The 26,034-nt window shown below is 37.0% G+C and carries 29 protein-coding genes and 1 riboswitch; of the genes, 4 read left to right on the top strand and 25 right to left on the bottom strand.

Annotated elements, in window-relative coordinates:
* Positions 1 to 33 precede the first annotated feature (33 nt).
* Positions 34 to 282 carry a ferredoxin gene (locus KW850_RS18060; protein WP_024030326.1) on the top strand — a complete coding sequence of 83 codons (249 nt, stop codon included), beginning with the start codon at positions 34 to 36 and terminating at the stop codon, positions 280 to 282.
* A gap of 166 nt (positions 283 to 448) precedes the next feature.
* Here the strand turns inward: KW850_RS18060 and KW850_RS18065 are convergent, their stop codons facing one another.
* The 18 genes from KW850_RS18065 to KW850_RS18150 all read right to left on the bottom strand — a co-directional run bounded on the left by KW850_RS18065 (position 449) and on the right by KW850_RS18150 (position 17,622).
* Complete coding sequence (locus tag KW850_RS18065) at positions 449 to 1,033, bottom strand: ECF transporter S component (RefSeq protein ID WP_305730407.1); 585 nt, start codon at positions 1,031 to 1,033, stop codon at positions 449 to 451.
* 166 nt (positions 1,034 to 1,199) lie between these two features.
* A riboswitch (FMN riboswitch) is annotated at positions 1,200 to 1,332 on the bottom strand.
* 144 nt (positions 1,333 to 1,476) lie between these two features.
* Positions 1,477 to 2,211 (bottom strand): peptidoglycan DD-metalloendopeptidase family protein, encoded by a 735-nt coding sequence (locus KW850_RS18070; protein WP_218349128.1) that lies wholly within the window; start codon positions 2,209 to 2,211, stop codon positions 1,477 to 1,479.
* Positions 2,212 to 2,466: 255 nt separating this feature from the next.
* On the bottom strand, positions 2,467 to 3,642 hold the full coding sequence (locus KW850_RS18075; protein WP_218349130.1) for a hypothetical protein: 1,176 nt from the start codon (positions 3,640 to 3,642) through the stop codon (positions 2,467 to 2,469).
* A complete protein-coding gene (gene sigX / locus KW850_RS18080; RefSeq protein ID WP_218349131.1) occupies positions 3,617 to 4,168 on the bottom strand; it encodes an RNA polymerase sigma factor SigX in 552 nt (183 codons plus the stop codon). Before sigX ends, KW850_RS18075 begins: the two co-directional genes overlap by 26 nt.
* A 332-nt stretch (positions 4,169 to 4,500) precedes the next feature.
* Positions 4,501 to 6,276, bottom strand: a complete 1,776-nt coding sequence (locus KW850_RS18085) for an ATP-binding protein (protein WP_218349133.1) — start codon at positions 6,274 to 6,276, stop codon at positions 4,501 to 4,503.
* Positions 6,273 to 6,989: a response regulator transcription factor gene (locus KW850_RS18090; protein ID WP_218349135.1), complete on the bottom strand. Its 717-nt coding sequence runs from the start codon at positions 6,987 to 6,989 to the stop codon at positions 6,273 to 6,275. Before KW850_RS18090 ends, KW850_RS18085 begins: the two co-directional genes overlap by 4 nt.
* A 184-nt stretch (positions 6,990 to 7,173) precedes the next feature.
* Positions 7,174 to 8,361, bottom strand: a complete 1,188-nt coding sequence (ccsB, locus tag KW850_RS18095; protein ID WP_218349136.1) for a c-type cytochrome biogenesis protein CcsB — start codon at positions 8,359 to 8,361, stop codon at positions 7,174 to 7,176.
* The gene (gene resB / locus KW850_RS18100; RefSeq protein WP_218349137.1) at positions 8,362 to 9,984 is read right to left on the bottom strand and encodes a cytochrome c biogenesis protein ResB; all 1,623 of its coding nucleotides are present in this window, start codon (positions 9,982 to 9,984) and stop codon (positions 8,362 to 8,364) included.
* A gap of 21 nt (positions 9,985 to 10,005) precedes the next feature.
* Positions 10,006 to 10,530 carry a thiol-disulfide oxidoreductase ResA gene (resA, locus tag KW850_RS18105; RefSeq protein WP_218349139.1) on the bottom strand — a complete coding sequence of 175 codons (525 nt, stop codon included), beginning with the start codon at positions 10,528 to 10,530 and terminating at the stop codon, positions 10,006 to 10,008.
* A gap of 98 nt (positions 10,531 to 10,628) precedes the next feature.
* A complete protein-coding gene (gene rluB / locus KW850_RS18110; RefSeq protein ID WP_218349140.1) occupies positions 10,629 to 11,366 on the bottom strand; it encodes a 23S rRNA pseudouridine(2605) synthase RluB in 738 nt (245 codons plus the stop codon).
* 240 nt (positions 11,367 to 11,606) lie between these two features.
* Entirely contained in the window at positions 11,607 to 12,143 is a 537-nt protein-coding gene (locus tag KW850_RS18115; protein WP_218349142.1) for a spore maturation protein, read from the bottom strand.
* Between the two features lie 6 nt (positions 12,144 to 12,149).
* Entirely contained in the window at positions 12,150 to 12,737 is a 588-nt protein-coding gene (locus KW850_RS18120; protein ID WP_218349144.1) for a nucleoside recognition domain-containing protein, read from the bottom strand.
* A complete protein-coding gene (locus KW850_RS18125) occupies positions 12,730 to 13,875 on the bottom strand; it encodes a D-alanyl-D-alanine carboxypeptidase family protein (protein ID WP_218349148.1) in 1,146 nt (381 codons plus the stop codon). Before KW850_RS18125 ends, KW850_RS18120 begins: the two co-directional genes overlap by 8 nt.
* Before the next feature lie 184 nt (positions 13,876 to 14,059).
* Positions 14,060 to 14,950 carry a superoxide dismutase gene (locus tag KW850_RS18130; protein WP_218349150.1) on the bottom strand — a complete coding sequence of 297 codons (891 nt, stop codon included), beginning with the start codon at positions 14,948 to 14,950 and terminating at the stop codon, positions 14,060 to 14,062.
* A gap of 264 nt (positions 14,951 to 15,214) precedes the next feature.
* Positions 15,215 to 15,703, bottom strand: a complete 489-nt coding sequence (locus KW850_RS18135) for a YpuI family protein (protein WP_218349151.1) — start codon at positions 15,701 to 15,703, stop codon at positions 15,215 to 15,217.
* 35 nt (positions 15,704 to 15,738) lie between these two features.
* On the bottom strand, positions 15,739 to 16,158 hold the full coding sequence (locus KW850_RS18140; RefSeq protein ID WP_218349152.1) for a hypothetical protein: 420 nt from the start codon (positions 16,156 to 16,158) through the stop codon (positions 15,739 to 15,741).
* A 119-nt stretch (positions 16,159 to 16,277) separates the two neighbouring features.
* Positions 16,278 to 16,865, bottom strand: a complete 588-nt coding sequence (gene scpB / locus KW850_RS18145; RefSeq protein ID WP_218349153.1) for an SMC-Scp complex subunit ScpB — start codon at positions 16,863 to 16,865, stop codon at positions 16,278 to 16,280.
* Entirely contained in the window at positions 16,852 to 17,622 is a 771-nt protein-coding gene (locus KW850_RS18150; RefSeq protein ID WP_218349154.1) for a segregation/condensation protein A, read from the bottom strand. Before KW850_RS18150 ends, scpB begins: the two co-directional genes overlap by 14 nt.
* A 208-nt stretch (positions 17,623 to 17,830) precedes the next feature.
* Between KW850_RS18150 and KW850_RS18155 the strand changes: the two genes are divergently transcribed.
* Positions 17,831 to 17,917, top strand: coding sequence for a YjcZ family sporulation protein (locus tag KW850_RS18155; RefSeq protein ID WP_142292238.1), 87 nt, complete (start codon positions 17,831 to 17,833; stop codon positions 17,915 to 17,917).
* 181 nt (positions 17,918 to 18,098) lie between these two features.
* Entirely contained in the window at positions 18,099 to 18,620 is a 522-nt protein-coding gene (locus KW850_RS18160) for a DUF309 domain-containing protein (protein ID WP_218349155.1), read from the top strand.
* A gap of 29 nt (positions 18,621 to 18,649) precedes the next feature.
* On the opposite strand, the gene KW850_RS18165 is transcribed toward KW850_RS18160, so the two are convergent.
* Positions 18,650 to 19,000, bottom strand: coding sequence for a GNAT family N-acetyltransferase (locus KW850_RS18165; protein WP_218349157.1), 351 nt, complete (start codon positions 18,998 to 19,000; stop codon positions 18,650 to 18,652).
* 496 nt (positions 19,001 to 19,496) lie between these two features.
* Between KW850_RS18165 and KW850_RS18170 the strand changes: the two genes are divergently transcribed.
* Positions 19,497 to 20,360, top strand: coding sequence for a DUF1002 domain-containing protein (locus KW850_RS18170; RefSeq protein WP_218349159.1), 864 nt, complete (start codon positions 19,497 to 19,499; stop codon positions 20,358 to 20,360).
* Between the two features lie 203 nt (positions 20,361 to 20,563).
* Here the strand turns inward: KW850_RS18170 and lysA are convergent, their stop codons facing one another.
* The 6 genes from lysA to sigF form a co-directional block, all read right to left on the bottom strand.
* Positions 20,564 to 21,868, bottom strand: a complete 1,305-nt coding sequence (gene lysA / locus KW850_RS18175) for a diaminopimelate decarboxylase (RefSeq protein ID WP_218349160.1) — start codon at positions 21,866 to 21,868, stop codon at positions 20,564 to 20,566.
* Positions 21,869 to 22,026: 158 nt separating this feature from the next.
* Positions 22,027 to 23,517, bottom strand: coding sequence for a spore germination protein (locus KW850_RS18180; protein WP_218349162.1), 1,491 nt, complete (start codon positions 23,515 to 23,517; stop codon positions 22,027 to 22,029).
* Entirely contained in the window at positions 23,504 to 24,073 is a 570-nt protein-coding gene (gene spoVAEA, locus KW850_RS18185) for a stage V sporulation protein SpoVABEA (protein ID WP_308128825.1), read from the bottom strand. The genes KW850_RS18180 and spoVAEA overlap by 14 nt, the downstream gene beginning before the upstream one ends.
* A gap of 53 nt (positions 24,074 to 24,126) precedes the next feature.
* The gene (locus KW850_RS18190; RefSeq protein WP_218349165.1) at positions 24,127 to 24,546 is read right to left on the bottom strand and encodes a stage V sporulation protein AB; all 420 of its coding nucleotides are present in this window, start codon (positions 24,544 to 24,546) and stop codon (positions 24,127 to 24,129) included.
* A complete protein-coding gene (locus tag KW850_RS18195) occupies positions 24,539 to 25,159 on the bottom strand; it encodes a stage V sporulation protein AA (protein ID WP_218349166.1) in 621 nt (206 codons plus the stop codon). The genes KW850_RS18190 and KW850_RS18195 overlap by 8 nt, the downstream gene beginning before the upstream one ends.
* A gap of 111 nt (positions 25,160 to 25,270) precedes the next feature.
* Positions 25,271 to 26,029 (bottom strand): RNA polymerase sporulation sigma factor SigF, encoded by a 759-nt coding sequence (gene sigF, locus KW850_RS18200; RefSeq protein ID WP_218349167.1) that lies wholly within the window; start codon positions 26,027 to 26,029, stop codon positions 25,271 to 25,273.
* Positions 26,030 to 26,034: the final 5 nt, after the last annotated feature.

Genomic DNA, 26,034 nt, shown 5'->3' on the forward strand with positions numbered 1-26,034 from the left:
ATTATTTTTCTAATTTACTGGGAGGTTTTTTTCATGGCAAAGTATACAATTGTTGATAAGGAAACATGTATCGCATGTGGCGCTTGCGGAGCAGCTGCACCAGATATCTATGATTACGATGATGAAGGTATCGCATTCGTAACTCTTGATGATAATGAAGGAATTGTTGAAATTCCAGATGTATTAATCGATGACATGATGGATGCTTTTGAAGGCTGTCCTACTGATTCCATTAAAGTAGCTGACGAAGCTTTTGATGGCAATCCAACTAAATTTGAATAATATTTTGTTCACTAAACTTTAAGCTACTGCCCCTCACCTACTTAGATGAGGGGATTTTTTATTTTTGGGGCTTTGTTAATCGGCAGTTGTGATATTTGCTAAATTCACTTTTGACAGAATACAAATAAAAGAGCAGGAAGGACAGACCTTCCTGCTCTCGTACTTTTTAGGCGCTTTTAATGGTTGTAAATTTATTAATCCAGGCCTGCATCCGAATGAATAGAAGCATAAAGATAACGGACATCATGACCCCTTTTAAAATGTTAAAAGGTAAGATGGCTGGCACTACCAAATTCCGCATATCTGGAAAGCCCATAAGAACGGTATAAGCAGGTAAAATAAAGAAGTAATTTAAAATACCCATCATAACCGCCATGATTGCCGTTCCGGTAATTAAAGCTAGTGTCATACCTTTTCTAGTTTTTAGTCTATTATATACAAAATATGTTGGCAGGATAAACACAATTCCAGCAACGAAATTGGCTATATGGCCCACAGGAATTCCTGTTTGGCTTCCTGTCGCAATATAATTAAGGACGTTTTTAAAAAACTCAACTAATATTCCTGCAATCGGTCCAAAAATCAACGTGGCAATTAATGCTGGGATGTCGCTGAAATCGACAAACAAGAAATTTGGGAATAGCGGCAATGGGAAGTTTAATAGCATTAACAGATAGGCAATACTACTCAGCATTCCAATTGACACATAAGCCTTTACATTCATTTTACTCTTTTTCTTCATCTTCTTCATCTTCCTCTCTCCTTTTTTGATCCATCGCGTTAAGGAAGAGAGGTTCAGCAAACAGCCGCAACCTATGTAAATAAAAACTCCCTCAACAATGTTTGCTTGAGGGAGTTAACAAAGGCACGCTTAATAAACGTTCATTACAATTGTAATTTTTGAACGTCTGCAGAACCTCCATCTTCTCCCATCCAGACTATACTGTCGGCTTTGGAATCGCACCAAATCCTGCCAAATACGGCTCGCGGGCTTATGAGTTTTACTCAAATACCGCCGATCGGGAATTTCACCCTGCCCCGAAGATAGATCGATATTTAATTACAAATTTAATTATACTTTAGAACCGATTTTTTGTTAAGTAAAAGGTTCTCACTTTAACGAGTTTGTAACTTTTATAGCCATGTCAACAACAAAACCCACTGACAATAGTCAACGGGTTTTGTTGTTGTACATTAATTTACATTTAGAATTTGCTTAGGTTTAATCAAATCCGAGGAAAGATGATTAAGCTCTTTAATACGTTTAACTGAGATGTTTCTTTTCATCGAAATCGAATATAAGGTATCGCCTTGTTTAACGATATATGGCTTTAGCTTATCTTCATTTTGGATTTTAATATGTGAACTTGCCTCTAATACATCATCATAACTGGCAGCGATACCTCCTCTTACCGTCTCCCCTGTATCGGCTCTTCCTAGGATCTTTTCTGGATCCAAGGCAAACTTCTTATCATATCTCCACTCTTCTTGATGGGTTTCAAAATGAAGATGGGTTCCAGTAGCTTGTCCAGTTTTCCCCATTTTCCCTATTTCTGTGCCTTGCTTAACTTTTTGACCTTCAAATACATTTCGCTTGTTTAAGTGTGCATAGACAGTAACAAAATGACTTGGATGTTTAATAAACACTACATTTCCATATGTATTAGAATAATAGGATTTTACCACCTGTCCGTCAGCTACCGCAAGGACAGGTGTATTCAATTTTCCGGCGATATCAATCCCCTTATGTTTGCCCATCCTTGTTCCATATGTATCAGAAATAATCCCATCTGCAGGCCATATCCACCCATCTTTTACCTCATTTTCAACCTTCATGCTTGCTTCCGAATGTCTTCCTCCTAAAAATAACAAACTGACACATAGCGCCATAATTAGGGCAATAATAACCCTCTTTATGTAGTCTCGCATTTTCTTTTGTCAACCTCCTTAGTTCTTTTCCTCCTCCACACAATATGTTATTTCGTTCACATTTAGAACATATTCCTTATTGGAGAAGTGAATAGGCATACTTGTTATAATTTGGAGACAACAGTTATTTTATACATTGGCTGTAATATTTGTATGTTGATTTCCGTTCCAATCAACATTGCTATATTATCAACAATAACCTTTAACACAGTCCCTACATAAAAAAAATCAACCATCATTGGTTGATTGGAAAAATTATTGAATCGTCCGTAGGTTCGGAGCCCGAGGAACTTTGTTTTCTCTTGAAAGGTTAAATGGTCCAATATTATTTAATGGGGGATTCGTAATAACGACTTTTTCTAAACCAAATTCTTTTGCTGTCAATAATAGTGATTCATAAGCATTTATTGTTGATTGGTCGTCTTCAATGATGGTATTTTCCTTAATTGTAACAATTAAGGTTTTTTCTTTAATAGATACCTCACTTATAGGCAATGAAGGAATAAGTGAACTTTTTAACCCTAGTAAAGGCTGATCCTTCTTCATCGCCTCTAAAGCAGTCTGAATATCTTTATAAGTGTCGATGGATGGGACTAAGTAGGGTATTTCATTACCTTCGGAATAGTAAAAGAAGAAGGCATGATTCTTTTCATCGTGAATATTTAATTCTTCCTTGCGCCCAAAATTTCCTAACTCAATTCCAGGGTTACCATTAGTTGAGAACTTTATTTTTTTGATATTACTGTTTGTAGAAATATCCTTTTGTAAAACATTCATAAAATTTGTTTCTGTTGCTGATCCTTGTCCATACTGGTGGTTTTCCGGGACATCAACCAAAACAGTTTTATTTTTATCATCAAGATTTAATGTAGCATTTAGTGGATAGAACTCACTTAATCCCCATTCCTGCTCCTTTAAATTCTCCATATTTTCATTAAATAGCGCAAGCCATGTTTTATCTTTTGTATCATTTACAATGGTTGAAACTGGAATAAGAATTTGTGCTTGCGGGTCAGGAATCCAATAAGTTAACACTTTGCCCTTCCCCACTTCTTCATCATAGATTGCCGTTTTCATAATTTCTATTTTTTCCGCACTTGAAAATGTTCTTGCTTTTGAACTTGCATTATCCTCTTGCAAGGAAATGGAGGATTTTTCATCCGCTGTTTGCATATCTTGTTTTACTGAAGATTTTTCTTGACTTACTTTATCTCCCGAGTAATGGGTCCCGACCATTAATTTAGGAACTAAGATAAAGAATATGAGCAAGGCAGCCACTGTGGCTAAGCCAGGTATCAGCCATTGTTTTATTTTTGCTTTCCTAATCGAAAGATTTTGATATATGTCACGAGGATTGCGATCATCTTGTATTTTAGGCATTTGCCTTAGTAATTCTTCGAGCTGCTTATCGCTCCACTCTGACTTTTTCACTAGCTGATCCCTCCTTTTCATAAGACAATTCCATATATTTCTTCAAAACCTTTAAGGAACGGTGTTGTGTTGTTTTCACCTTACTTTCAGTCCACCCTAAAGCCTGAGCTGTTTCAGAAATAGACAAATCTTGAATATACCGGAGTATAATAACTGCGCGTTGATCAAAAGTGCAATATTCCAGGCAGTGGTACACCCATCTTATTTCCTCCCTTTGAACCGCGATTTCTTCCGGTATCGGATACCCATCTTTCAGTTGGTCAGTCGACCAATCAAATTTTTCCAGTAATCGTTCTTTCCATCCTTTTTGTTTTCGGAAAAAGTCGATGGCTACATTTCTGGCAATCGAAAATAACCATGTTTTCTCACTGCTCTTTCCTTCAAAACGTCCATAGGATTTAAAAACCCTAATATAGACCTCCTGAACCAGGTCTTCGGCTTGTTCTTTATTTCTTACCATATAAAATAGAAATTGAAATACGTCATGATGATATTTTTGATAAAGTTCATCGAAAACGGAGTCCATCAATTCCCCTCCCCGTTCATAATATTAGTCGATTTTTATGTATAAAAGTTTCACCTTATAAATATAGACTTTTTTGTGACAAAAGGAAAGGTATTATTTGGAATCCAATTCCCAAATAATATAAAAAACTCATCCCTTTAAGGGATGAGAATTTTATTGTAATTAGCTCCAGCCACTGGGGACTCGAGGTCATAAGCCAATCCGTCGAGAAGGTTAAAAATCAACCTTCCTGACGGCTCACCTTATACTTGTCAATCCTAAAAACAAGTCGCATCCGCCTTTAAGTGTTTCTCATGAATCAAGAACAATCGGCAAAAAACTTGTTCTTTTTACTATTTTCTTGGTATGAGGAAGGAAAATGTCGTACCTTGACCGAGTTTACTTTGAACAGAAATATGACCACGATGTGCATCAATAATATTTTTAGCTATGGCAAGACCCAGACCTGTCCCAGCTCTGCCTCTCGTTCGGGCTTTATCAGCTTTATAAAACCGTTCAAAGACAAATGGCAAGTCTTCTTCAGGAATACCAGACCCAGAATCCTTCACTCGAATCATGATCCCTTTATCTTCTGAAGTCACACTTAAATTTACCGAACCGCCTTTAGGTGTATGTCTGATTGCATTATCAATTAAATTAGTGAGTACCTGTTCAATACGATCAGGGTCAAAGGAAATAGAGTTGATTCCATTAGCAATATCTGCGTACAACTGAATGTCATTATCTTTGGTTAAGCCTTGAAACTTGTGGATAATCCGATTAATAAATGCGGTAATATCCATTTCTTCCATTGTTAATTGGATATGTCCTGCCTCCATACGGGCCAAATCAAGTAACTCATTAACAAGCCGCCCCATCCGCAATGATTCATCATAGATGACCTTAGCCATTTCCTTTTTCTCTTCTTGGGATTCAGCAATATCGTCAACAATTGCCTCACTATAACCTTGTAACATGGATATCGGCGTTCTAAGTTCATGTGAAACATTAGCAATAAAGTCTTTTCTCATTTTTTCCAACTGCCGTTCCTCTGTCATATCCCTTAGAACAGCAACTGCACCACGAATAAATTGGTTACTATATAACGGACTAACTAGGATGACCCAATGCCTTCCTTGAAATGAAATTTCACCCACTTGTTCTGCTTCAGTATCAACTGCCTGTTGAAAAAGATCCATCACTTCTGGAGGTATAGCTTCTGAATCGGGACTATATCCCTCCATTTCATAATACCAATACTGAAGAAAACGGTCTGCGGGAGGATTGGTAATGAGGATTGTTCCATCCCGATTAAAAGTTATAACACCATCAGCCATACTGCTTAAAATACTGGAGAGTTGCTCTTTTTCTTGGCTTAGAGCACTCATATTAAATTTTAATTGCCTGCCCATTTGATTAAACGCAGTTGCCAGTTCACCAATTTCATCATGAGTAAGAATAGGAACCTTGGTATCGAATTTCCCCCTTGCGACTTCAAAAGCTGCTTCTTTCATCTTTCTTAACGGAGCGGTAATTCTTGTTGACAAAAAGAAAGCAAATATAGTCGTAAGGATGATAGCGACACCCGCAACCAGTAAAATAAATTTGGTTGTTTCATGGGTTGTTTCTTGCATGACTTCCAATGATTGATAAATGAAAACTGCACTATGCTCTTCCCCAGGAATGTGCAAAGGGACACCGATTATCGTATACTGAGTTCCCTTATCATCATTGAATGCTAGGTTGGAAATTTTCTCTACATTTACATCTTTTTTAAAGACTGTTGATAAACTCGGATCATTTTTAATATCTGTCAATGATAACCTTTTGGTCTTTTCCGTGTTTGGAGAGTAATAGATTTCATTTTCATTTTTAATAATCACTACATTATATACTTTATCGATAATTTCCCAGGATATCTCTACTCCTAATGAAAATTCTCCATTAGAATGTTCTTCAATAACGTAAGCAATCTTCTCAGCTGTGTTGGTCAAACCCTTCTTCATCTCAAGTGTATTGTAGTTTTGGAAAAATTCGAGAAGCATGATTGTTAAGATGAATAGTACAAATGATACTAACAAAAGGATCGTTAACCATAGCTTTCCTACAACACTTCTTAAAAATGTCATTCATTAATAACCTCAAATTTATAGCCTACACCCCAAACTGTAACAATCATTCTTGCAGCTTGTTCGGAAACTTTGTTTAATTTTTCACGGAGGCGCTTAACATGTGTATCAACCGTACGTAAATCTCCAAAAAATTCATAATGCCATACTTCTTTAAGTAACTGTTCGCGATCAAAGACTTTATCAGGTGCTTTCGCTAAGAAATAAAGTAATTCATATTCTTTCGGTGTTAAACTTACTTCTTTGCCATCAGCAGATACTCTGTGTGCATCATTATCAATTGTTAAATGTGGAAAAACAATAACGTCTTTCGTTGTTGTTTCCGTTTGCAGATAACTTGTTTGCGATGACCTTCTTAATAAAGCTTTAACTCGTAAAACAACTTCCCTTGGGCTGAATGGTTTGACAATATAATCATCTGTCCCCACTTCAAAGCCTTGGACACGATTAATCTCTTCACCTTTCGCGGTAAGCATGATTACCGGTGTTGCCTTTTTTTCTCTTAATTCACGACAAACTTCAATTCCATCCTTACCAGGCATCATCAAATCGAGAAGAATCGCATCATAATCATTTTCAAATGCCTTCTCTAGAGCCTCATTTCCGTCTTCCGCTTCGTCAATTTTATAATCTTCACGCTCTAAATACATTTTTAATAAACGACGAATTCTTTCCTCGTCATCTACCACTAAAATTTTCACATCTTTTTCCATTATTAATCCCCCCATGGAGTTTATTTTACAAAACGGGATTGTTTTATGCTATATTTTCGTGATAATTAGTCCTGTAAAAAGTGTCTAAATAATGACAACTATTTTCAGAAAAAAGATTTTTAAAAAGCCTTCACTTATAAATAAGTGAAGGCTATAAAATTAAAGGTTCATTTTCTCTTTCCTATTAAGACCCAGCATAAGAATGAAGTCCAGCAATAACAAGATTAACTGCAACTAGGTTAAACATAATGATGACAAAGCCAATAACAGCTAGCCATGCGGATTTTTCTCCATGCCATCCTTTTGAAAGACGGAGATGTAAAAATGCTGCATAGAACAACCATGTAATTAACGCCCAAACTTCTTTTGGGTCCCACCCCCAGAACCTTGACCACGCCATTTGTGCCCAAATCATAGCAAAAATAAGCGCACCAAGCGTAAAAACTGGGAAACCGATTAATACAGACCTGTAGCTAATCTCATCAACAAAGTCTAATTTAATATTTTTCACAATCGGTTTTAGGGCTGCCGCAATTCGCTTTCTTAAAATTAAACGAATTATGCCGTAAATAACGAGTCCCGCCATCAATGACCAAATGACTGTATTTAATTTTTTAGCATTGATGAAGGCAGGCACTTCAAACAAAGGCTTGAATCCATCTTTCGTTAGCAGTTCTCCTTCATGAGGTCCGGAAATCGCAGGCATCGTATATTCAACAACTGCCTCATTATCATGTTTATCCAACCAATTAAATTTTTCATGAAAACCCATTCCAGAAAAAATCGAAGATATAGCAACAAATCCTAGAACGACAACTAATGCAAACATTACAACCTCTAACCAAAAAGTCTGCTTGCTGGGTTTTGTTTGATCGATTGCCTTTACAAGATAAATAAGACCTGCCGCAAAACTAATCGCTAAAATGGCTTCTCCAATCGCAGCTGTGGTTACGTGAATATGCAGCCAGTAACTTTGTAATGCGGGTATTAATGGGGATATGTCTTTTGGAAACATACTAGCGTAAGCAATTACTAATATGGCTACAGGCATTGTAAATAATCCCAGTAAGGTCGTCCGATAAATAAAATAAATAACAATAAATGCACCGACAAGAGCCATTCCAAAGAATGTTGTAAACTCAAACATGTTGCTGACTGGAGCGTGTCCCGCAGCAATCCATCTAGTAATGAAGTACCCTAATTGCGAGATAAAACCAACAATCGTTAAAAAGACTGCGATTTTCCCCCACCTATTGGTTCCTTGCTTTTCATAATCAGCCTTTTTGGATTTAATAGACCCACCAAAAAATAGAGTGGCTACTAAATACAAAATAAAAGAAATAAATAATAAATTACTACTTAGTGTTGCCAACTAGGCTCCCCCTTCGTCCGTTTCTTCTATTTGCGCTTGATCGAGCGGCATTGCAAGATTCGTATCTGCCAATACAACTTCCATCTCTCGCTTTAAACCATACCAATTTTTGTTTGTATGTGCAGCAATCCACACTTGTCCATTTTTGTTTTGAATCCAGATGCGACGATGGTTCCAATAAGCACCTTGAATAACACCGATCATAAAGATGATTCCACCTATAATAATCACCCATAATGTTGAATCCTTTCGAACAATAAATCCTGAAACGTTTGTCGTTTCAATGCCTTTAAACGTCATCTTATACTGATTATCACCGAAAGGTTCAATCGTTTGCTTGATGGCTACAAAACTAGTTTCCCCTTTTGGCTTTTCTGGAGAGACCATCCGAAAGACAAAAGCCGGGTTGTTTGGTACTCGTGATTTAGTTGATGGCTCACCATTGTCCGCAAATTCAAAGTCGGGAAAATAGTTTAGTATTTCAACCGAGTAACCATTTCCAAGGTCATACTTCATCTTCGGATCCCGGAGATCAATGGTAAGTTCCCCAGCTGATTTATTTGTCTGTTGATTTGTCAATGCAAATGACATCTTACTTAATTCATTCCTGAATGAAGCTTGAAAAACCGAATAGCCTTCATAGGTTAGTGGTAAATTTACCCGTACCTTATAATCTTTAATTTTCTTAAGCGTCGGTTTCTCACCAGGCAGATTTTCTCCAACACGCTTATATAGAATAACATTGGATTGATAATTTTTTACTACTTCTCCGGCCTTATTAATCGCCTTTTCAAAGGTTTTATCTTTATTTTTATCATAGTGCTCCAGAATGAACTTATTATTATGAAGATAGAACTGCCCATCCGTCTCTGGAACAACAGCTGTTTCGCCTTCGCGTACCCAAAGGTCTTCATTTACATACATTCCGGGAATAAAGCGGAGCATTCCACCAAATAAGAAAATAATCAAACCAACATGGTTTACATATGGACCCCAGCGAGAAAATCGGCCTTTTTCCGCTAAAATATCACCATTTTCTTCACGAATATGGTAACGTCGTTCCTGTAAATGTTTTTTAATCGCCGTGTAATCACCTTCACCTGCTGCTTCGTTCACACCAAAAACACGCTGGCGTTTTAAAAAGCCCTCATGCCTAGTTACTCTTTGGGCCTTTAAGGCCTTATATAATGGCACGACACGGTCTAGACTACATATAACCAGGGATATACCGATCATCGCAATCAAGATTAAGTACCACCAGGAACCATATAAGTCATTGAATCCTAATTGGTAATATAATTTACCAAACCAGCCGTATTCTTGCTCGTAATATACATCTGCAGGTAAATTAATATACATTTCCTGAGGTAAAATGGTTCCAAGAGATGAGGCAATTAAGGTAATAATTATCAGCCAAACGCCAACCTTTACCGATGAAAAAAAGTTCCATATTTTATCAATAATTGTTTTATTGTATGTTTGTGACCGGCGTGCACTACCTTCATAGCGCATATCAATAAGCTGTTCTGAGTTAGTTTGAATGATTAGCTCTTTTCCACAGGCTTCACATAAAACGGTTCCATGTGGATTCACATGCCCACATTCACATTTAACATCTTTCATAAAAAAAAACTCCCTACAACCTTATGGTTTAATTTTCTCCATAAACTCCCTTACTTTTTCTTCGGTAAGTTCACCCGTATAATACTTTACGACCTTGCCGTTCTTATCAATCAAAAATGTAGCTGGAAGTGGATCAATTCCATAAGTATTCATCACTTCTTTATCCGTATCAATCATTATCGGAAAATCCAGTTTTAACCGATCAGCAAATTGATTAACAGCGAGTTCAGATTCTTGAATATCTACTGTCAAGACTTGTACGCCTTTGTCTTTATACTGATGATACTGATTATTAATATAGGGCATTTCCTTTTTACATGGCGGACACCATGTTCCCCAGAAATTCAAGAATACACCCTGTCCACGGTAATCTGACAGCTGATGTTTATTCCCTTGCATATCTACCAATGCAAAATCAGGCGCCTGTCCACCCACCGCTACTTTTTGTTTGGTATCCTTCGTAAAATTAGCATATAGCGTATAAACAACGGCTGAACCTAGTAACAGTAAGATGATTGATCTTATAACTAATCGCCGCTTTTTCATAAATAACCCTCCAATAAATCACCTGACACAGTTTGCTTAAATTATAGCATTTTCCAACATAACCACAGTGTTAAAGCAGAACATATTTTGTGACGGTTTTATGAATTTTTTTTACCTGACCCCATTCCAAATGCTCTCAGCTGTTTTACTTCATGCGGAGTCAGTTCTCTTGCATCACCTGTCCTTAACCCACTTAGTGTTAAGAAGCCATATCGTTCACGCTTCAATTTCACCACTTCATGGCCAATGGCTTCGAACATCCTTCTTACCTGACGATTTCTACCTTCATGGATGGTTATTTCAACGATCGCAGTTTGTTTCTTATTATCTGCAGATAGCAATTTCACTCTTGCAGGGGCTGTTTTTCCATCTTCTAAACGAATGCCTCTTTCGAGTTTCCTCAAATTTTCCTTTAATGGAATTCCTTTAATTTTTGCCACATAAACTTTATCAATTTCATTTTTAGGATGCATGAGCAAATTAGCAAATTCTCCATCATTGGTTAACACTAATAAACCAGATGTATCATAATCTAGGCGTCCAACTGGATAAATCCTTTCCTTTAAGTGTGGAAAGAAATCTGTGACGACCTTTCTGCCCTTTTCATCATTAACGCTTGATATAACACCTCTTGGTTTATATAAAAGGAAATAAACAGGTTCTTCTTTCTCAATCTGAATTTCATTTACTTCTACCCTATCAGATGGTGATACCTTCAGACCCAGTTCAGTAACAACCTTTCCATTTACCTTTACTCGCCCTTCTTTTATCAATTCCTCAGATTTTCTTCTAGAAGCAATGCCCGCTCGAGCAATTACTTTTTGCAATCTTTCCATTATTCCACCTCGAATTTATCTATATAAAAAGATATGATTCCAGCATAGTGCTATTGTCTCGTTTTGAGCAATTCGATCAGATTGAATGCACGTAAACGAAAACAGGAACCTATCCTTATGAATTATGACACAATTCCTCCACTTTTCAAAGTAAGGGATATTAATATATCAACAATAACCTTTTACATAGCAAAAAATAAAAAAGCATGTCCAAAAGAACATGCCTCATATATTCTATTATTATTTATTTCCAAAAATAAAAGCTACTACTGCGATCGCCGCGATAATGCCGACAACGTCAGCGAGAAGACCTACTTTAAGAGCGTCACCCATTTTTTTAATACCAACCGCTCCAAAATAGACCGTTAAAACATAAAAAGTCGTGTCCGTGCTTCCTTGCAAAACAGATGCTAAACGGCCAATAAATGAATCAGGGCCATAAACCGCAATTAAATCACTCGTCATCCCAAGTGCAGCGTTACCAGAAATCGGTCTAATCAATAATAATGGAACAATTTCAGCAGGCACTCCCATTGTTTTCATGAATGGACGAATCCAATTCATAAGAGCATCCAATGCACCTGATGCCCTGAAGACGGAAATTGCCACAAGCATACCCACAAGGAAGGGGATAATCGATACGGCAATTTTAATGCCTTCCTTTCCGCCTTCAACAAAACTTTCATACGTTGAGACGCGTTTGATCGTTCCATACAATAGAATAAACCCAATCAATAAGGGGATAAAAGTTAAGGATATAGTCGAAATCAGTTCCATGTTTCTTCATCCTTTTCTGTTTCTGCGATAGTAGAAATAACGGTCGATTAAGATTGCTCCTATTGCAGAGATAATTGTTGCAATGATTGTTGGAATGACAATCTCAGTAGGGGACGCAGAATGATAATTCATTCTAATCGCAATGACAGTTGTGGGAATAATCGTAATGCTTGCCGTATTAATGGCTAAAAAGGTGACCATGGACCTGCTGGCTGAATTCTTTCCTCCATTTAACTTTTTTAGTTCCTCCATCGCCTTTATACCTAGAGGAGTGGCTGCATTTCCTAATCCAAACATGTTGGAAATCATATTTGATAATATATATCCCATTGCTGGATGGTTTACCGGTACTTCAGGAAAAAGTCGTTTAACAAGTGGACGAAATAGTCGGGAAAAACGTTCTAAAAGGCCAGATTCCTCAGCAATTCGCATCATTCCCAGCCAAAAGACAAGGACACTAATTAGCCCGATGCAAAGTGTCACTGCTTCTTTCGCCCCATCAAAGATTGCTTTGTTCACTTCAGCCATTGTCCCATTGATTAGTGCGAAAATAAAACCAATAATGATCATAAACCCCCAGATATAATTAACCATTGTCCTTCACACCAATGAAGATCAGAAAAATTTTCTTTACAAAATCAAACAATCCTTCTTTCTTTTCAGGTATGCTTTGATAGTAAATGGGGGTTTCTTGCACCACTCGCCCGTCTAAATAAACTGCTGCCTTACCTACAACTTCATCATTTTTCTTATCTTCATCAAATTTTTTGGCCGGCTTATTCAACTTATATTTAATCGAAAACAAATCCATTTCCTCACTCGTTACCGGATAGACAATGGTTTTCTTAACGAATAAATGATTCTTATAATATTTATTTTTAATACCATCAATTTTCCCCTCAGATAATACTTCAGCCATATCAAACCCTTTAAAACCACTTTCATACATGGTAATATGGTCATTCCAATCATCTGGGTCATTCAGAGTGACTGCAATTAAATTCATATCTCCATTTGTTGCAGTTGTGACCAGGGTCCGTTTTGCCCGTTTTGTGTAACCTGTTTTTCCACCAGTTGTATATTTATATTTTCCTAGCAATCGATTTTTATTTTTCCAAACACGATCCCAATCCTCTGTAGGGTTCGATGCTCGATAGACCCTTGTACCAGAGATTTTTTTAAAGGTTTTATCCTGCATGGCATAACGCATTAATATGGCCATATCGTAAGCAGTGGAATAGTGCTCTTCATGATCATCAAGGCCATGAGGATTAGAAAAATGGGTATTTAACATCCCAATTTCCTTTGCCTTTTGATTCATTAAGTAGACAAATCCTTCTACACTTCCCCCAACATATTCGGCTATGGCTACAGCGGTGTCATTTCCAGACCTAAGCATTAATCCATAAACTAAATCTTTAAGTTTAATTTTTTCACCAGGCTTTAAATAAACAGAGGATCCTTCTGCACGAGTTGCTTGTTCACTTACTTTTACATATTGATTCATTTTCCCTGATTCAATTGCAAGTTTCGCAGTCATTATTTTAGTAATACTTGCGATTCGCCTTTTTGTGTGGGCATCTTTCTCATAAAGGATACGCCCTGATTTCTGCTCTATCAAAACAGCACTTGCTGCACTTACGGAAACAGAAGCTTCCACCTTTTGAGGAATGTTAGCAATGAATAGTGAGACTATGAGAGAAAAAATAACTAGCTTCCAAATCATTCTCATTAGATTAACCTCGTCCCCTTGTAAAGTTATCTGCTCTAGCGCCAAGGCGCGTCTGCTTTTCATATTTCTTGTACAAGTTTATGCAGGACGAGTCTTGTTATGACTATTTATTCAGAAAAGCCGATTGTAGCACAAACGAAAGCAGACGACAGGTCGCCGTCTGTTTTTAGGGGCTCGGCTTTTCTTAGAAAGCAGGCCATTTTATGTCCGCAGCTTTTTCAAAACGCATTTCTACATCATGCCAATTGACTATATTCCACCAGTTGTCTACATATTCAGGTCGTTTGTTCTCGTACTGAAGATAATAAGCATGCTCCCAAACATCTAATACTAAGAGTGGAATAGTGTCCCATTGGGTCAAAAGCATGTGTCGTTCAGATTGCAGGATCTCCAAATGCCTTGCTCGAGGTGACCAAACCAATAGCGCCCATCCAACGCCCTCTACTTGTTTGGCCGCTTCAGAAAAATGCTTCTTAAAAGCCGAAAAACTACCAAAGTATTTTTCTATTTCACTTTTCAGCAGTCCTTTTGGGCTCCCTCCTCCATCAGGGCTCATGTTTTTCCAAAAAATCGTATGAAGGTAATGTCCTGATCCGTGAAAGGCAAGCTCCCTTGACCAATGTTTTATTAATGAAAAATCATTCGTTTCCCTTGCTTTTTTAAGATTAAGTTCTGCTTTATTTAATCCATCGACATAAGACTGGTGATGCTTATCGTGATGGAGCCTCATGATTTCCTCTGAAATATAGGGTTCTAAAGCATTATAGGCATAGGGTAACTCTGGTAGTGTATGCCCGCCAGGAGGTAGTGCTTTTTCTGCAACCCAAATGACACCGCTGGCTTGTTTTCTACTAAAGTAATTTTCCATTTGCTCATGGATATTTTCAGCTTTAGCTTGTAGAGATAGCAGCTCTTCATTTGTCAACTGTTTTCTTGTATTTTCAATCAATTCAGCAAATTCATCCAAATGTTCCCATAATTCAGAATTCCCACCCTCCTTATCTGATTGAAGAAACTGCTTCATTTGTTCATTCCATTCAAACATTTCGTTTACATACTGACTAAATTTATCCATACAATTCCTCATCCCCTACTTGGTTTTGATAATTAATCTACCTAAATGGTATGAGTATTACGATTTAATAAGAACAAAATAAAAAGCTGCCCTATAAGGACAGCCTTCTAAAAATAAAAATATTAAGTCTTTGAACTAAGATAACAGTCCAGCTTCAGCGCCTAGGGGCTCGGGTCATAAGCCAATCCGACAAGAAGGTTAAAGAACAACCTTCTCACCGGCTCGTCTTATGCCTGTCGCCCCTGGGCAAGGCGCTTCCGCTTTTTATTTTGATTGGATCATTTTTGTTCTGTAGTCTGTTTCATAGTACTCAAGTTCTTCCCTTATTCTTTGAAAGTCACCTTCTAAACTTTTGACCAACTGAACGATGATGTCTGAAACAGGGCGGTAAAACTTAATGGAGTTCCTTCCGGTATAAGCGGATCTGCTGTCTTCATACCATGCATCATTCTTCGGCGAGAAAAACTCTTCAATACATTGATGATAAATCTTATACAGAGTTTTTTCAGCAGCAGCTTTTTGAAAAGGATTACCCTGTAAAATAACAGAACATGCATCTAATCCTTCTTCACTATAAACACTTAATTTTCGTAAATTTGCTAAGATCAATTTATTATAGTGAAGATCCTCATCAGTTTCTAAGTTTAATTGTGAAATAGTTGTTTCATTTAAAAATTCCTCTAATATTGAAATTGACTTTCCAAGAAAACTCTTTACATCATTTAATTGTGTTTTTACTAATGTATTACCCATTGTTTACCCCCTAATTTTTTACTTCGTTTTTTAGACTATTTTGGTTGCATTATGAATTCAAGCGGAGAACGAAGTTCATATTCTTTCTTTTGATTTAGAGAAAGAAAGATTTCAGGTAATTTACTATAATTGATATCTTGAAAATACGAAGCAAATTCGTGCTTAGAATTAATATAAAGTCGTTTCCGGCTGCGCAGCCCCGGATTTTTCAAAAGACAGACAAGCGCAACAATATCTTTAAAGGTAATTTCTTGATCTTGCTGAACAAAAATGGGGTCCTGTTGATATGGTGTGAATTCATGGCGAAGTTCATCAAAATACCTTACATAAAGGACATGAAGTGTTTTTTCCTCTCCGTCCTCATAAAAAGAAATGATGCTTCTGTTAAAAAAATCCTCAGAAGTATTTGATTTTTCTTTTTCTAATTCAAACCCTTTACACTCTTTAATTAACAAATTAATTCCACTCCTTGGCCAATGAAAATAAGGCAACTAAATCTGGTCAACTCATTGTGAAAGAATTGAATAATTTACTTAGATTTATTTTAACATAAATTCGAATAAGTATTTGAAAATTAAGAATTAATCGTTTCCTCAAATTTCTCGAAAAATAAATCTGCCTCTTCCTGAACGAATCCTTCTTCTGCTTTTTCAGGAAGTTGAGGAAGTTCTTCAATACTTTTAAGCCCAAAATAATCAAGGAACTCTTTTGTTGTCCCATATAAATAGGCTCTACCTGTCCCTTCCGCACGACCAATCTCTTTGATCAACGCTTTTGCCATTAGGGTATGCAACGGTCTTTCCGTTTTGACACCACGTATTTCCTCAATTTCAGCCCGAGTTATTGGCTGCTTATAGGCTATGATTGCTAACGTTTCTAATGCTGCCTGTGATAATGTTGAAGTATGGGGGGAATCAACTAGCTTTTTTAAATAAGAAGCATTTTCTTTTTTCGTCGCAAGCTGGTAAGTTCCCGCAAGCTGGACGATCATAACTCCCCTATTGACGTCACGGTCATATTCTTTTTTCAGATCTTCGATGATTTCATTTGCTTGTATTTCACTAACTTCGAGGACCTCTGCTAGTTGTTTCAGTGAAAGTCCTTCGTCTCCGGCAGCAAACAAAAGGCTTTCAAGAATACTGTTCCAATTAATGATGTCCAACCATTTCTGCCCCTTTCTTTACAGCTTCGACATAAATATCTCCAAAGTTCTCTTGTTGGTGTGCACCTATCTCTTTTCTTTTAATTAACTCCAAGATCGCCAAAAAGGTTACAACGATGTGGTCTTTAGTGGGATAAGGAAATAAATCATTAAAGTTTTTCCGACCTGTTAGCTGTTTTAAATCATTCATAATTTCTGTCATTCTTGTGTCAATCGATATTTCTTGACGCGTAATCTTCGTGGCCATCGGGCGCTGAAGCTTCTTTCGCCGCATTAATTTTTGAAATGCAGCCAGCATATCATATAAAGATACATTTAACTCTGCTTTTTCAGGCTGGCTGTCTTTTGTAAACTCGGAGAGATCACTTGGAGGCTTTGTGTACATGAGCCCACGCTCCACCTCCATCGATTTTAAATCATGGGCCGCTTCTTTATACTTTCGATATTCTATTAGACGCTCAACAAGTTCGTCTCTTGGATCCTCTTCATATAACATGTCAGGATCCTCATGATCTAGAACCTCCTCATGCTTGGGCAAAAGCATTTTACTCTTGATTACAAGTAATGTCGCAGCCATCACCAAAAACTCGCTTGCTACATCTAACTTAAGCTCATTCATTGTCTTTATATACATTAAGTATTGCTCGGTTATTTGGGCAACAGGAATATCATATATATCAATTTCCAGCCCATTAATTAAATGGAGCAATAAATCTAACGGTCCTTCAAATGCATCAATTTTCACCTGATATGGCATTGTACTTCACCAAAATTCTTTAAAAATAAGTTGTTAATTATTCATTTCGACTATTAATAGTATAGAGGATTAGATAAGGTTATCCAATAGAAAAATCAACTTGACGTGGTAATATTATCAAATCATGATGTTTGCCCATAACAATGGACAAATATCCTACATATGATGACAAGGAAAAGAACAAAACATCTTTTAGGAGGTAGTGAATATGTCTGACGGATTTGGATCCGGATTTGCGTTAATTGTCGTTCTATTTATCTTGTTAATTATCGTTGGTGCTTCCTGGGTTTATTAATTAATCTTGGCAGGCTAAAAAGAACTGCCACCAAACCGGTTCCCTTAGGCATCCAATTTTAGTTAGACCTTTTGTCCCCGTCATCCTTGACGGGTTTTTTTCATTTAGGGATCCTTGGTTTATTTAGGATCCATTAAACTGTGATAAACTTAAAATAAATATTTAGTAAGGAGGTAATTGCTTGTACCCGAGCGAGTATATCCAATTTTTAGCACATTTTCATGGAGATCGTGATTATTTCGAATGCCACGAACTTCTCGAAGACTATTGGAAAAAGATTGATTCGAGAAACAAAGATTCCATCTGGGTGGGATTAATCTTAATGTCCGTGTCTCTTTATCATCATCGCCGCTATAATTTTAGCGGTGCAAAGAGGACGTTAATAAAAGCAATTAAGATTTTTGAATTACAGCCAGATTCTCTGACTAAACTAGGGTTACAGAATGTGGAGCTTTTACATTTATTAAATGGACTGCTATCCGCCCTTGAAAAAGGAGAATCCTATCAAAGCGTTTCCCTGCCTATCTCAGACAAAGCCTTAGCAGAACTTTCGAGAAGGACATGTGAACAAAAAGGGTTTATTTGGGGAAGGGAAAGCGATTTAAAAAATAAATCCATTATCGATCGTCATAAATTGCGTGACAGAACCAGCATAATAGAAGAAAGACAGCAGTCATTAAAAATGCGAAAAGGCAGCGAATAAATAATTATTCACTGCCTTTTGAATGTAATCTAGCAAAAATCACATTTTTCGATAAAAGCGGCCGTATTTTCATTCGCAGTAATTTCTTTTTCCGCATACATTTCTTTTAATGCTTTAACCATTTTTTTACCGATTCCCTGATACCGATGGGAGGGATTAACGGAGATATGCAAGATTTCTAAAGAATTGGTGTCATTGTGATTCAAGACACCCAAAAGCCCGATAATATCTTCTTCTTTCCAAAGAAATAGCTGCCATTCCTCTTCGGTTTCATATTCTTTCATAGTATGCTGGAGCTTTTTTAAGTCTTTTTCGCTTGGCATAAAGGACAATAATCCCATTGCTATTTTTTCGAAAGCTTTCTTATAACGAATTAACATTTAGATCCCTCATTATATAAAATAAACCGATTAATTAGATGGTTTAACAATAGTATATTTTTACCAAGTAACTCAATATTAAACATTATTCATTATATGTAGTGAAAGTTATTATGTTTCATTAATCACCATGATACATAATAAATGGTCAATCATCAATCAAAATAATTATTAGTGTCTCGGTCCGATAAAAATCCAGTATATAATTCCCCATAAAACAGAGATTCCGATAAGAATACTAAAGATCCCCCAGTTGCTTTTCTTCATAAAAGAATTTCCTCCAAAAGTAATTTGAAGATGTTGTACTGACCTACATTCTACACTAAATTACAAAAATAAGCTATTCTACCTACATATTTTGCATATTTTCGAGGAGGATTTTCTTTCTATGAAACTTCAAGCTTGATAATTACGTTATAATTAGCGGATTCGGTTATATTAATAACAGAGTCATAATCATTTTATTGATTACCTGTAGGAGAAAGAGGAGGAAACTATGAAAAAAATTCTTATTTACTTTATGCTGGCTTTTTTAATACTCATTCCAGTCCGCACATTTGCTGATGTAGCTGAAGGTGATATGATTGTTACGCTTGGGGAAAATTTAACTGAAGTTCAGAAGAAATCCTTATTAACAGAAATGGGTGCCCCGGATGATGTTCAAATCGTTACGGTCTCAAACGCGGAGGAACATCAATATTTAGGAAAATATGTATCAAAATCGCTCATTGGGACGAAAGCAATCTCATCATCCGCAATCACTATTCAACCTAAAGGTGCCGGAATTACAGTTGAAACGAAAAATATTAATTGGGTTACGGACGAGATGTACGTCAATGCCCTGATTACCGCCGGGGTTAAAGATGCAAAAATTTATATTACAGCCCCGATTACCGTCTCTGGTACAGCTGCATTAACTGGGATAATAAAAGCGTATGAAATATCCGCTGATAAAACCATTCCAGAAGAGGTGAAACAGGCTGCAAACCAAGAAATGGTCGAAACTGCCAAACTCGGTGATTCGATCGGTGAAAAAAATGCAGCGGCACTAATTGCTAAAGTTAAAGAAGAAATTGCTAAAAATAAACCACAAAATGATCAAGAATTACGAAATATAATTGAACAAGCTGCAAATGATTTAAATGTAAAGCTTACTGATGCCGAAATGCAGCGGTTAATGGACTTTTTTAACAAACTTAAGGATTTAAACATTGACTGGAACCAAGTTAGCGATCAACTTGATAAGGCGAAAGAACGGATTTCTAAATTTCTTCAATCGGAAGAAGGGCAAGGTTTTTTAGAAAAATTAAAGCAATTTTTCACTTGGCTTATCGATACGATTAAATCGATATTTTCTTAAATAAAAAAGAGGGTGTCCCAAAAGATAACTTTAGGGGCGCCCCTTTTTGTGTATGGTTCTATGAAATTGGTCTGTTGATTTGCCCGCCGAAACTCATTCCATCCGGTATAATGAAGTTACCACACTAACATAAACAGATAGTAACTAAAAAACTGACCCAAATGAGTCGTATTCAACGACCTTCTGGGTCAGTAGCTCTTTATTTATTTAAGCGGTAAGTCATGCTTTATTAAATCCTCATATGTCTCTCTCTTAACCACAAGGGTTGCTGTTCCGTTTTCTACAAAAACAACTGCTGGACGCGGGATGCGGTTATAGTTATTTGCCATTGAATAGCCGTAGGCACCTGTACAAAAAACGGCAAGAATATCTTCTTCTCCTACATCTGGAAGGGGTAAATCCCAAATCAACATGTCACCTGATTCACAGCATTTCCCTGCAATGGATACAGTTTCTTTTGCTTTCGTTAAGGGCTTATTGGCTAGAACTGCTTCATATTTCGCCTGGTAAAGGGCAGGACGAATATTATCACTCATTCCACCATCCACTGCTAAATACTTTCTAACACCAGGAACTTCTTTCGATGATCCAACCTTATAAAGGGTAACACCAGCATCGCCAACAAGCGAGCGTCCTGGTTCGATCCAAATTTCCGGCATTTTTAAAGAATAGCTCTCCGTTAACTTTTTTACTTCCCGAATAATTTCACTTACATATTGAGAAGGTGGGATTGGTTCATCCTCTTTTGTATAGCGGATCCCAAAGCCTCCCCCTAAATTTAATACTTTTGCTTCAAAGGAATGCTCGTTTTTCCAAGCGTTCATTTTTTCGACAATCTTTTGAGCTGCTAGTAAAAAGCCCGTCGTTTCAAAAATTTGTGATCCAATATGGCAATGGAGTCCGAGCACATCAAAGTTATCAAATTGCAGTGCCATTGTTAATGCCTGTTCCGCTTGTCCGTTTTGTAGATCAAAGCCAAATTTTGAATCTTCTTGCCCAGTTAAAATGTAATCATGTGTATGCGCTTCAATACCTGGAGTGATACGCAGCAGGATGTTAACATGGGCATTTTTTTCCTTTGCAATGGTTTTCAAAAGGGCCAATTCTGAAAAATTATCGACAACTATGCAGCCAATTTCATGATCCAATGCCATTTCTAATTCTTCTCTGCTTTTATTGTTTCCGTGAAAATGAATCCGCTCGACTGGGAACCCTGCAGCAATTGCAGTAAACAGTTCACCGCCAGATACTACATCGAGTGACAACCCCTCTTCCTCCGCGAGTTGAATCATGGCAATAGTTGAAAAGGCCTTGCTAGCATAGGCAACCTGCGCCTTGATTTCTTGTTCTTCAAAGGCCTGTTTAAAGGACCGTGCCCTTTCACGCATTAACGCTACATCATATACATAAAGGGGAGTACCAAATTCCTTTGTCAACTCTAGAGAATCGACTCCACCAATTTCTAAATTTCCGTTTTTGTTTACGCCTGTTGTCCCGTAAAAATACATACCCTTCCCTCTCTCCCAAGCACTTACTATAGTTTATGTGATCCATTATAAAAGATAATAATAAATAGACAGAATCTCCAGAAGATACTGCCTATTTTTTACTCTTTATTCCTTTATTTAATTAAAAATACTTTAGCATACCTGTTTGAAAAGTGCAATTATTTCTCGTTTGCTTTAGGCGGCTGCCGGTAGCGGTTCCTTGGATGAACAATACTTGGTCTGAGAATGGATCCTGGTATGGCTCTGCGTACAATAATTTGCAAAAATCCTTTTGGCTCAAAAGGAAGGAAAGGCCATAGGTATGGTGTATTAAGGGCACGTATTTTAACAATGAAGAGAAAAAATACTGTCGCTCCAATGACAAATCCCGGCAGATGAAAAAACGAAACAAGAATTAACAATGTTAATCGACCAATTTTGTTTGCTACACTTAATTCATAACTAGGAGTTGTAAAAGTGCCAATCCCCGAAACGGCGACATACAAGATTACCTCTGGAACAAATAGACCTACACTAATCGCAATTTGCCCAATCAATATTGATGCGATTAAGCCCATTGCTGTTGAAAGCGGGGTGGGTGTATGAATTGCCGCTAATCGTAAAAATTCAATCCCAAAATCCGCTAAAAATATTTGAATGATTATGGGTATATTTGTCTGTTCATTCGGTCCAATAAATGAAAGTTTTTCAGGTAATAAAGAAGGTTCTAATACAAATAACATCCATAAAGGAAGAAGTAAAATAGATGTTATGATACCCAAAAAACGTGTCCAGCGTACAAACGTTCCCATTGCTGGTGATTCACGAAACTCTTCTGCATGCTGTACATGATGAAAATATGTTGTAGGAGTAATAATAACACTTGGGGAGGTGTCGACATAAATCACAACATGCCCTTCAAGAATATGTGTAGCAGCAACATCCGCACGCTCTGTATATCTAACCAGCGGAAATGGATTCCATCCCTGTTTCAGGATGAATTCTTCTATCGTTTTATCGGCCATAGGAATACCATCTGTTTTAATCCCTTGTATTTCTTTACGGATCACATTTACCATATCCGGATCTGCAACATCCTCTAAATAGCCTAAAGCCACATCCGCCTTTGACCGTTCTCCTACCTTTAGCATTTCAAAGCGCAGACGTTCATCTCTAATTCTACGTCTTGTTAATGCTGTATTTAAAATAATATTTTCAACAAATCCATCACGGGACCCTCTAACAACCTTTTCTGTATCGGGTTCCATGGGCTGCCGTCCAGGATAGCTTCTAACATCAATTACAAAAGCTGTATTTTCGCCTTCCATTACAACTGCAATTAATCCCGACAAAACCTTATCGACAATGAAATCAAGTGTGGTAGCTCGTTCAACCGATTGATTAACAAGTCTATTTTCAACAACATTAAAGAGATTTGTTGATAATTTTTCATGATCATTGATTCCCACTAATCCTTCGATTAGTTCAATGATGAATCGGGAATCGCACAAACCATTTACATAGTAAATATGTACGTCTTTTTTGAGGATTTTTAATTTCCTGACGCCAAAATCAAAGCTTAGCCCAAGACCAACCCGTTGTTTCATATAATTTTCTATTTCAGTTACAGATTCTGGGATTGGCCATTTTTGTTCATTACTTCTTGACATGGAAGCCACTCCTTTCAAGTATAAGCTCCACTGCTTTTTTCGTTATCGGGGAACCTTTTTTGTAGGAGTCATGTCTAGCCATCTTGCCAATATCGCCAACTCCTACGATGATAGGTACCTCTAATTCATCAAGGCAGTATACTGTATCACCATTTATTCTCCCGATTTCAAGCTCAGGTATACCAAATTTATCTACACCATATGGAGTTAAATTTCCATCACGATCGATACTTACATCCACCCTTGACCATTCTTCATGCCTTGATTTTGCGGCAACTGCAATGATGCCTAGAACTTCAATATCTTCATGCTGGGCTACATATTTTAAAGCATTCTCACCAGCACCTTCTCCAACTATGCCACTATCGTCAAACATCACAAATACTGGATCGTGAGGGGTTCTTTTTATTAACTGGACTATTTTCTCACCAGTTAATGTTGACGGATTCCCTTGGGAACTGGAAATACACCTGCCACCTATTTCCCTAGAAACATGCTCTACTGCTCTCTTTGCATATTCATCACCGTCAGTAATTAAAATAACACGCCTCCGAATACTCATTATGTGATGTCCTTTCTATGACAAGTTCTAGACCTTTTCCAAAAGTATCAATGATGAACAAAATAAACCCATTGAAATATAGACCCAAAAATTTTTCCTAATACGATTGCCATTATTAAGATGACAATTTCACCATCCAGTCGGATTCTTTTTGCGAGAATAGGCAGCACATTTAATACCTCAGTGAGAGCAGCAGCTAACATGCCATAAAAGATTCCACCAGTCATTCCTAGAAGAATTAATGGAAAGGAAGGAATATGTAAAATAGGATCTCTAAGACTTGCTCCTACCCCAGTGAGTGCCCCTAAAACAACTGCCCATTCATAGTGCTGAATCATTTTCATTGTTTTGCTAAGTTGCGTCAATCTAGGAATAATCCCTAACACCGTTAGAAAAGCCACAAAACCAGAGCCTACTGCCAGTCCACTTGCTAAGCCTAAAAAAAGAATGGCTATAATCTTAATCATCACTGATTTGTTTCATACTTTCTTTATTTTCATGGATAATTACGTAATTATCTAAATCCATTTGATAATTAAACATTTCTACCTCTAGTGGACTGGGCTCATCATTTATCCGTTTCTTAAATACATGATTAAAAAAAAGAATCATCCCCATGCCTAACCCAATTGAATAGGGAATTTGGAACAGTAATGGTTTTATTTCTTTTTTTCCTGTAATAATCGTATATATTTTTTCTTGTACGCTTCTCATACTTACATCATCATGGAAATTCATAATCGCCATAGCAGAACCGAAAAATAAGAGAAACCATATTAAAAGAAAAAAAGGAAGGGAAACTCCCTTTTTCTTAAAAGTGACCTCAATAATGGTTTGGGCTGGACCAATCGTTTGAACTTCCATTTCTCCAAATTCGCTTTTAATCACTTGGATTACTTTCATGACATCTATGATGACTATATTCCGGTCTGTATCTGCTAATTGATGAATCATCATAGTTTGTAGTGGTGAAAGAACTTCATCTGGGGCAATGACTTGGGCAATATCTTTTAACAATATTTTTTCTTCAGGCGGAGCCTGGACACGATTCCGCATGCGGATATATATTGTTTCTTCCAAAACATTCACTTCCCAAACAATGATTTCCTGTATAAATAGTATGAGTAATAAGCACTTTTTTAATGAAATCCAAAAAATACCATAAAAATCCGAAACAAAAAACCGTATGAATCAGAGATCCATACGGCCTTTCATTTGCTGCAATATTTTTTTTTCAAGTCTAGATACTTGCACTTGGGATATCCCAAGCCTTAGAGCGACTTCAGATTGTGTTTGGTCCTTATAATATCGTAAATAGACTATAAGTCGTTCACGTTCATCTAACTCCCGAATGGCTTCCTTAAGTGCTATTTTATCAAACCATTTTCCTTCATTACCATCATCAATTTGGTCAAGTAATGTAATTGGATCTCCGTCATTTTCATATACAGTTTCATGAATGGAAGAAGGTGTTCTGCTTGCTTCTTGAGCGAGAATGACATCCTCTGGTGTGAGTTCAAGATGTGCTGATATCTCGTTAACGGTTGGTATTCTGCCAAGCGTCTTCGATAATTCGTCTTTAGCTTTTCGAATTTTATTTCCCATTTCTTTCAGTGAGCGGCTAACCTTAACGGTTCCATCATCACGGATAAATCGCTGGATCTCACCAATAATCATTGGGACTGCATAAGTCGAAAACTTCACATCGTATGAAAGGTCAAATTTATCCACTGATTTTAATAACCCAATACATCCAATCTGAAACAGATCATCTGGGTCATACCCTCGATTAAGAAACCGTTGAACAACAGACCAAACAAGACGCATATTTTTTTCAACAATTAAATCCCTTGATTCTTGGTCCCCATCTTGGCTCTTTTTAATGAGCTCTTTTACTTCATGATCCTTTAAATATGTTTGACCTTTATCATTCTTAACCTCCACATCCATTGGCA

The sequence above is a fragment of the Bacillus sp. sid0103 genome, from assembly GCF_019219025.1.

Bases quoted from the DNA above. Each gene is read 5' to 3' on its own strand.
- KW850_RS18060 (WP_024030326.1), top strand. From the start codon at position 34: ATGGCAAAGTATACAATTGTTGATAAGGAAACATGTATCGCATGTGGC.
- KW850_RS18065 (WP_305730407.1), bottom strand. From the start codon at position 1,033: ATGAAGAAGATGAAGAAAAAGAGTAAAATGAATGTAAAGGCTTATGTG.
- KW850_RS18070 (WP_218349128.1), bottom strand. From the start codon at position 2,211: ATGCGAGACTACATAAAGAGGGTTATTATTGCCCTAATTATGGCGCTA.
- sigX (WP_218349131.1), bottom strand. From the start codon at position 4,168: ATGGACTCCGTTTTCGATGAACTTTATCAAAAATATCATCATGACGTA.
- KW850_RS18085 (WP_218349133.1), bottom strand. From the start codon at position 6,276: ATGACATTTTTAAGAAGTGTTGTAGGAAAGCTATGGTTAACGATCCTT.
- KW850_RS18090 (WP_218349135.1), bottom strand. From the start codon at position 6,989: ATGGAAAAAGATGTGAAAATTTTAGTGGTAGATGACGAGGAAAGAATT.
- resB (WP_218349137.1), bottom strand. From the start codon at position 9,984: ATGAAAGATGTTAAATGTGAATGTGGGCATGTGAATCCACATGGAACC.
- resA (WP_218349139.1), bottom strand. From the start codon at position 10,530: ATGAAAAAGCGGCGATTAGTTATAAGATCAATCATCTTACTGTTACTA.
- rluB (WP_218349140.1), bottom strand. From the start codon at position 11,366: ATGGAAAGATTGCAAAAAGTAATTGCTCGAGCGGGCATTGCTTCTAGA.
- KW850_RS18115 (WP_218349142.1), bottom strand. From the start codon at position 12,143: ATGGAACTGATTTCGACTATATCCTTAACTTTTATCCCCTTATTGATT.
- KW850_RS18120 (WP_218349144.1), bottom strand. From the start codon at position 12,737: ATGGTTAATTATATCTGGGGGTTTATGATCATTATTGGTTTTATTTTC.
- KW850_RS18125 (WP_218349148.1), bottom strand. From the start codon at position 13,875: ATGAGAATGATTTGGAAGCTAGTTATTTTTTCTCTCATAGTCTCACTA.
- KW850_RS18130 (WP_218349150.1), bottom strand. From the start codon at position 14,950: ATGGATAAATTTAGTCAGTATGTAAACGAAATGTTTGAATGGAATGAA.
- KW850_RS18135 (WP_218349151.1), bottom strand. From the start codon at position 15,703: ATGGGTAATACATTAGTAAAAACACAATTAAATGATGTAAAGAGTTTT.
- KW850_RS18150 (WP_218349154.1), bottom strand. From the start codon at position 17,622: ATGCCATATCAGGTGAAAATTGATGCATTTGAAGGACCGTTAGATTTA.
- KW850_RS18155 (WP_142292238.1), top strand. From the start codon at position 17,831: ATGTCTGACGGATTTGGATCCGGATTTGCGTTAATTGTCGTTCTATTT.
- KW850_RS18165 (WP_218349157.1), bottom strand. From the start codon at position 19,000: ATGTTAATTCGTTATAAGAAAGCTTTCGAAAAAATAGCAATGGGATTA.
- KW850_RS18170 (WP_218349159.1), top strand. From the start codon at position 19,497: ATGAAAAAAATTCTTATTTACTTTATGCTGGCTTTTTTAATACTCATT.
- lysA (WP_218349160.1), bottom strand. From the start codon at position 21,868: ATGTATTTTTACGGGACAACAGGCGTAAACAAAAACGGAAATTTAGAA.
- KW850_RS18180 (WP_218349162.1), bottom strand. From the start codon at position 23,517: ATGTCAAGAAGTAATGAACAAAAATGGCCAATCCCAGAATCTGTAACT.
- KW850_RS18190 (WP_218349165.1), bottom strand. From the start codon at position 24,546: ATGATTAAGATTATAGCCATTCTTTTTTTAGGCTTAGCAAGTGGACTG.
- sigF (WP_218349167.1), bottom strand. From the start codon at position 26,029: ATGGATGTGGAGGTTAAGAATGATAAAGGTCAAACATATTTAAAGGAT.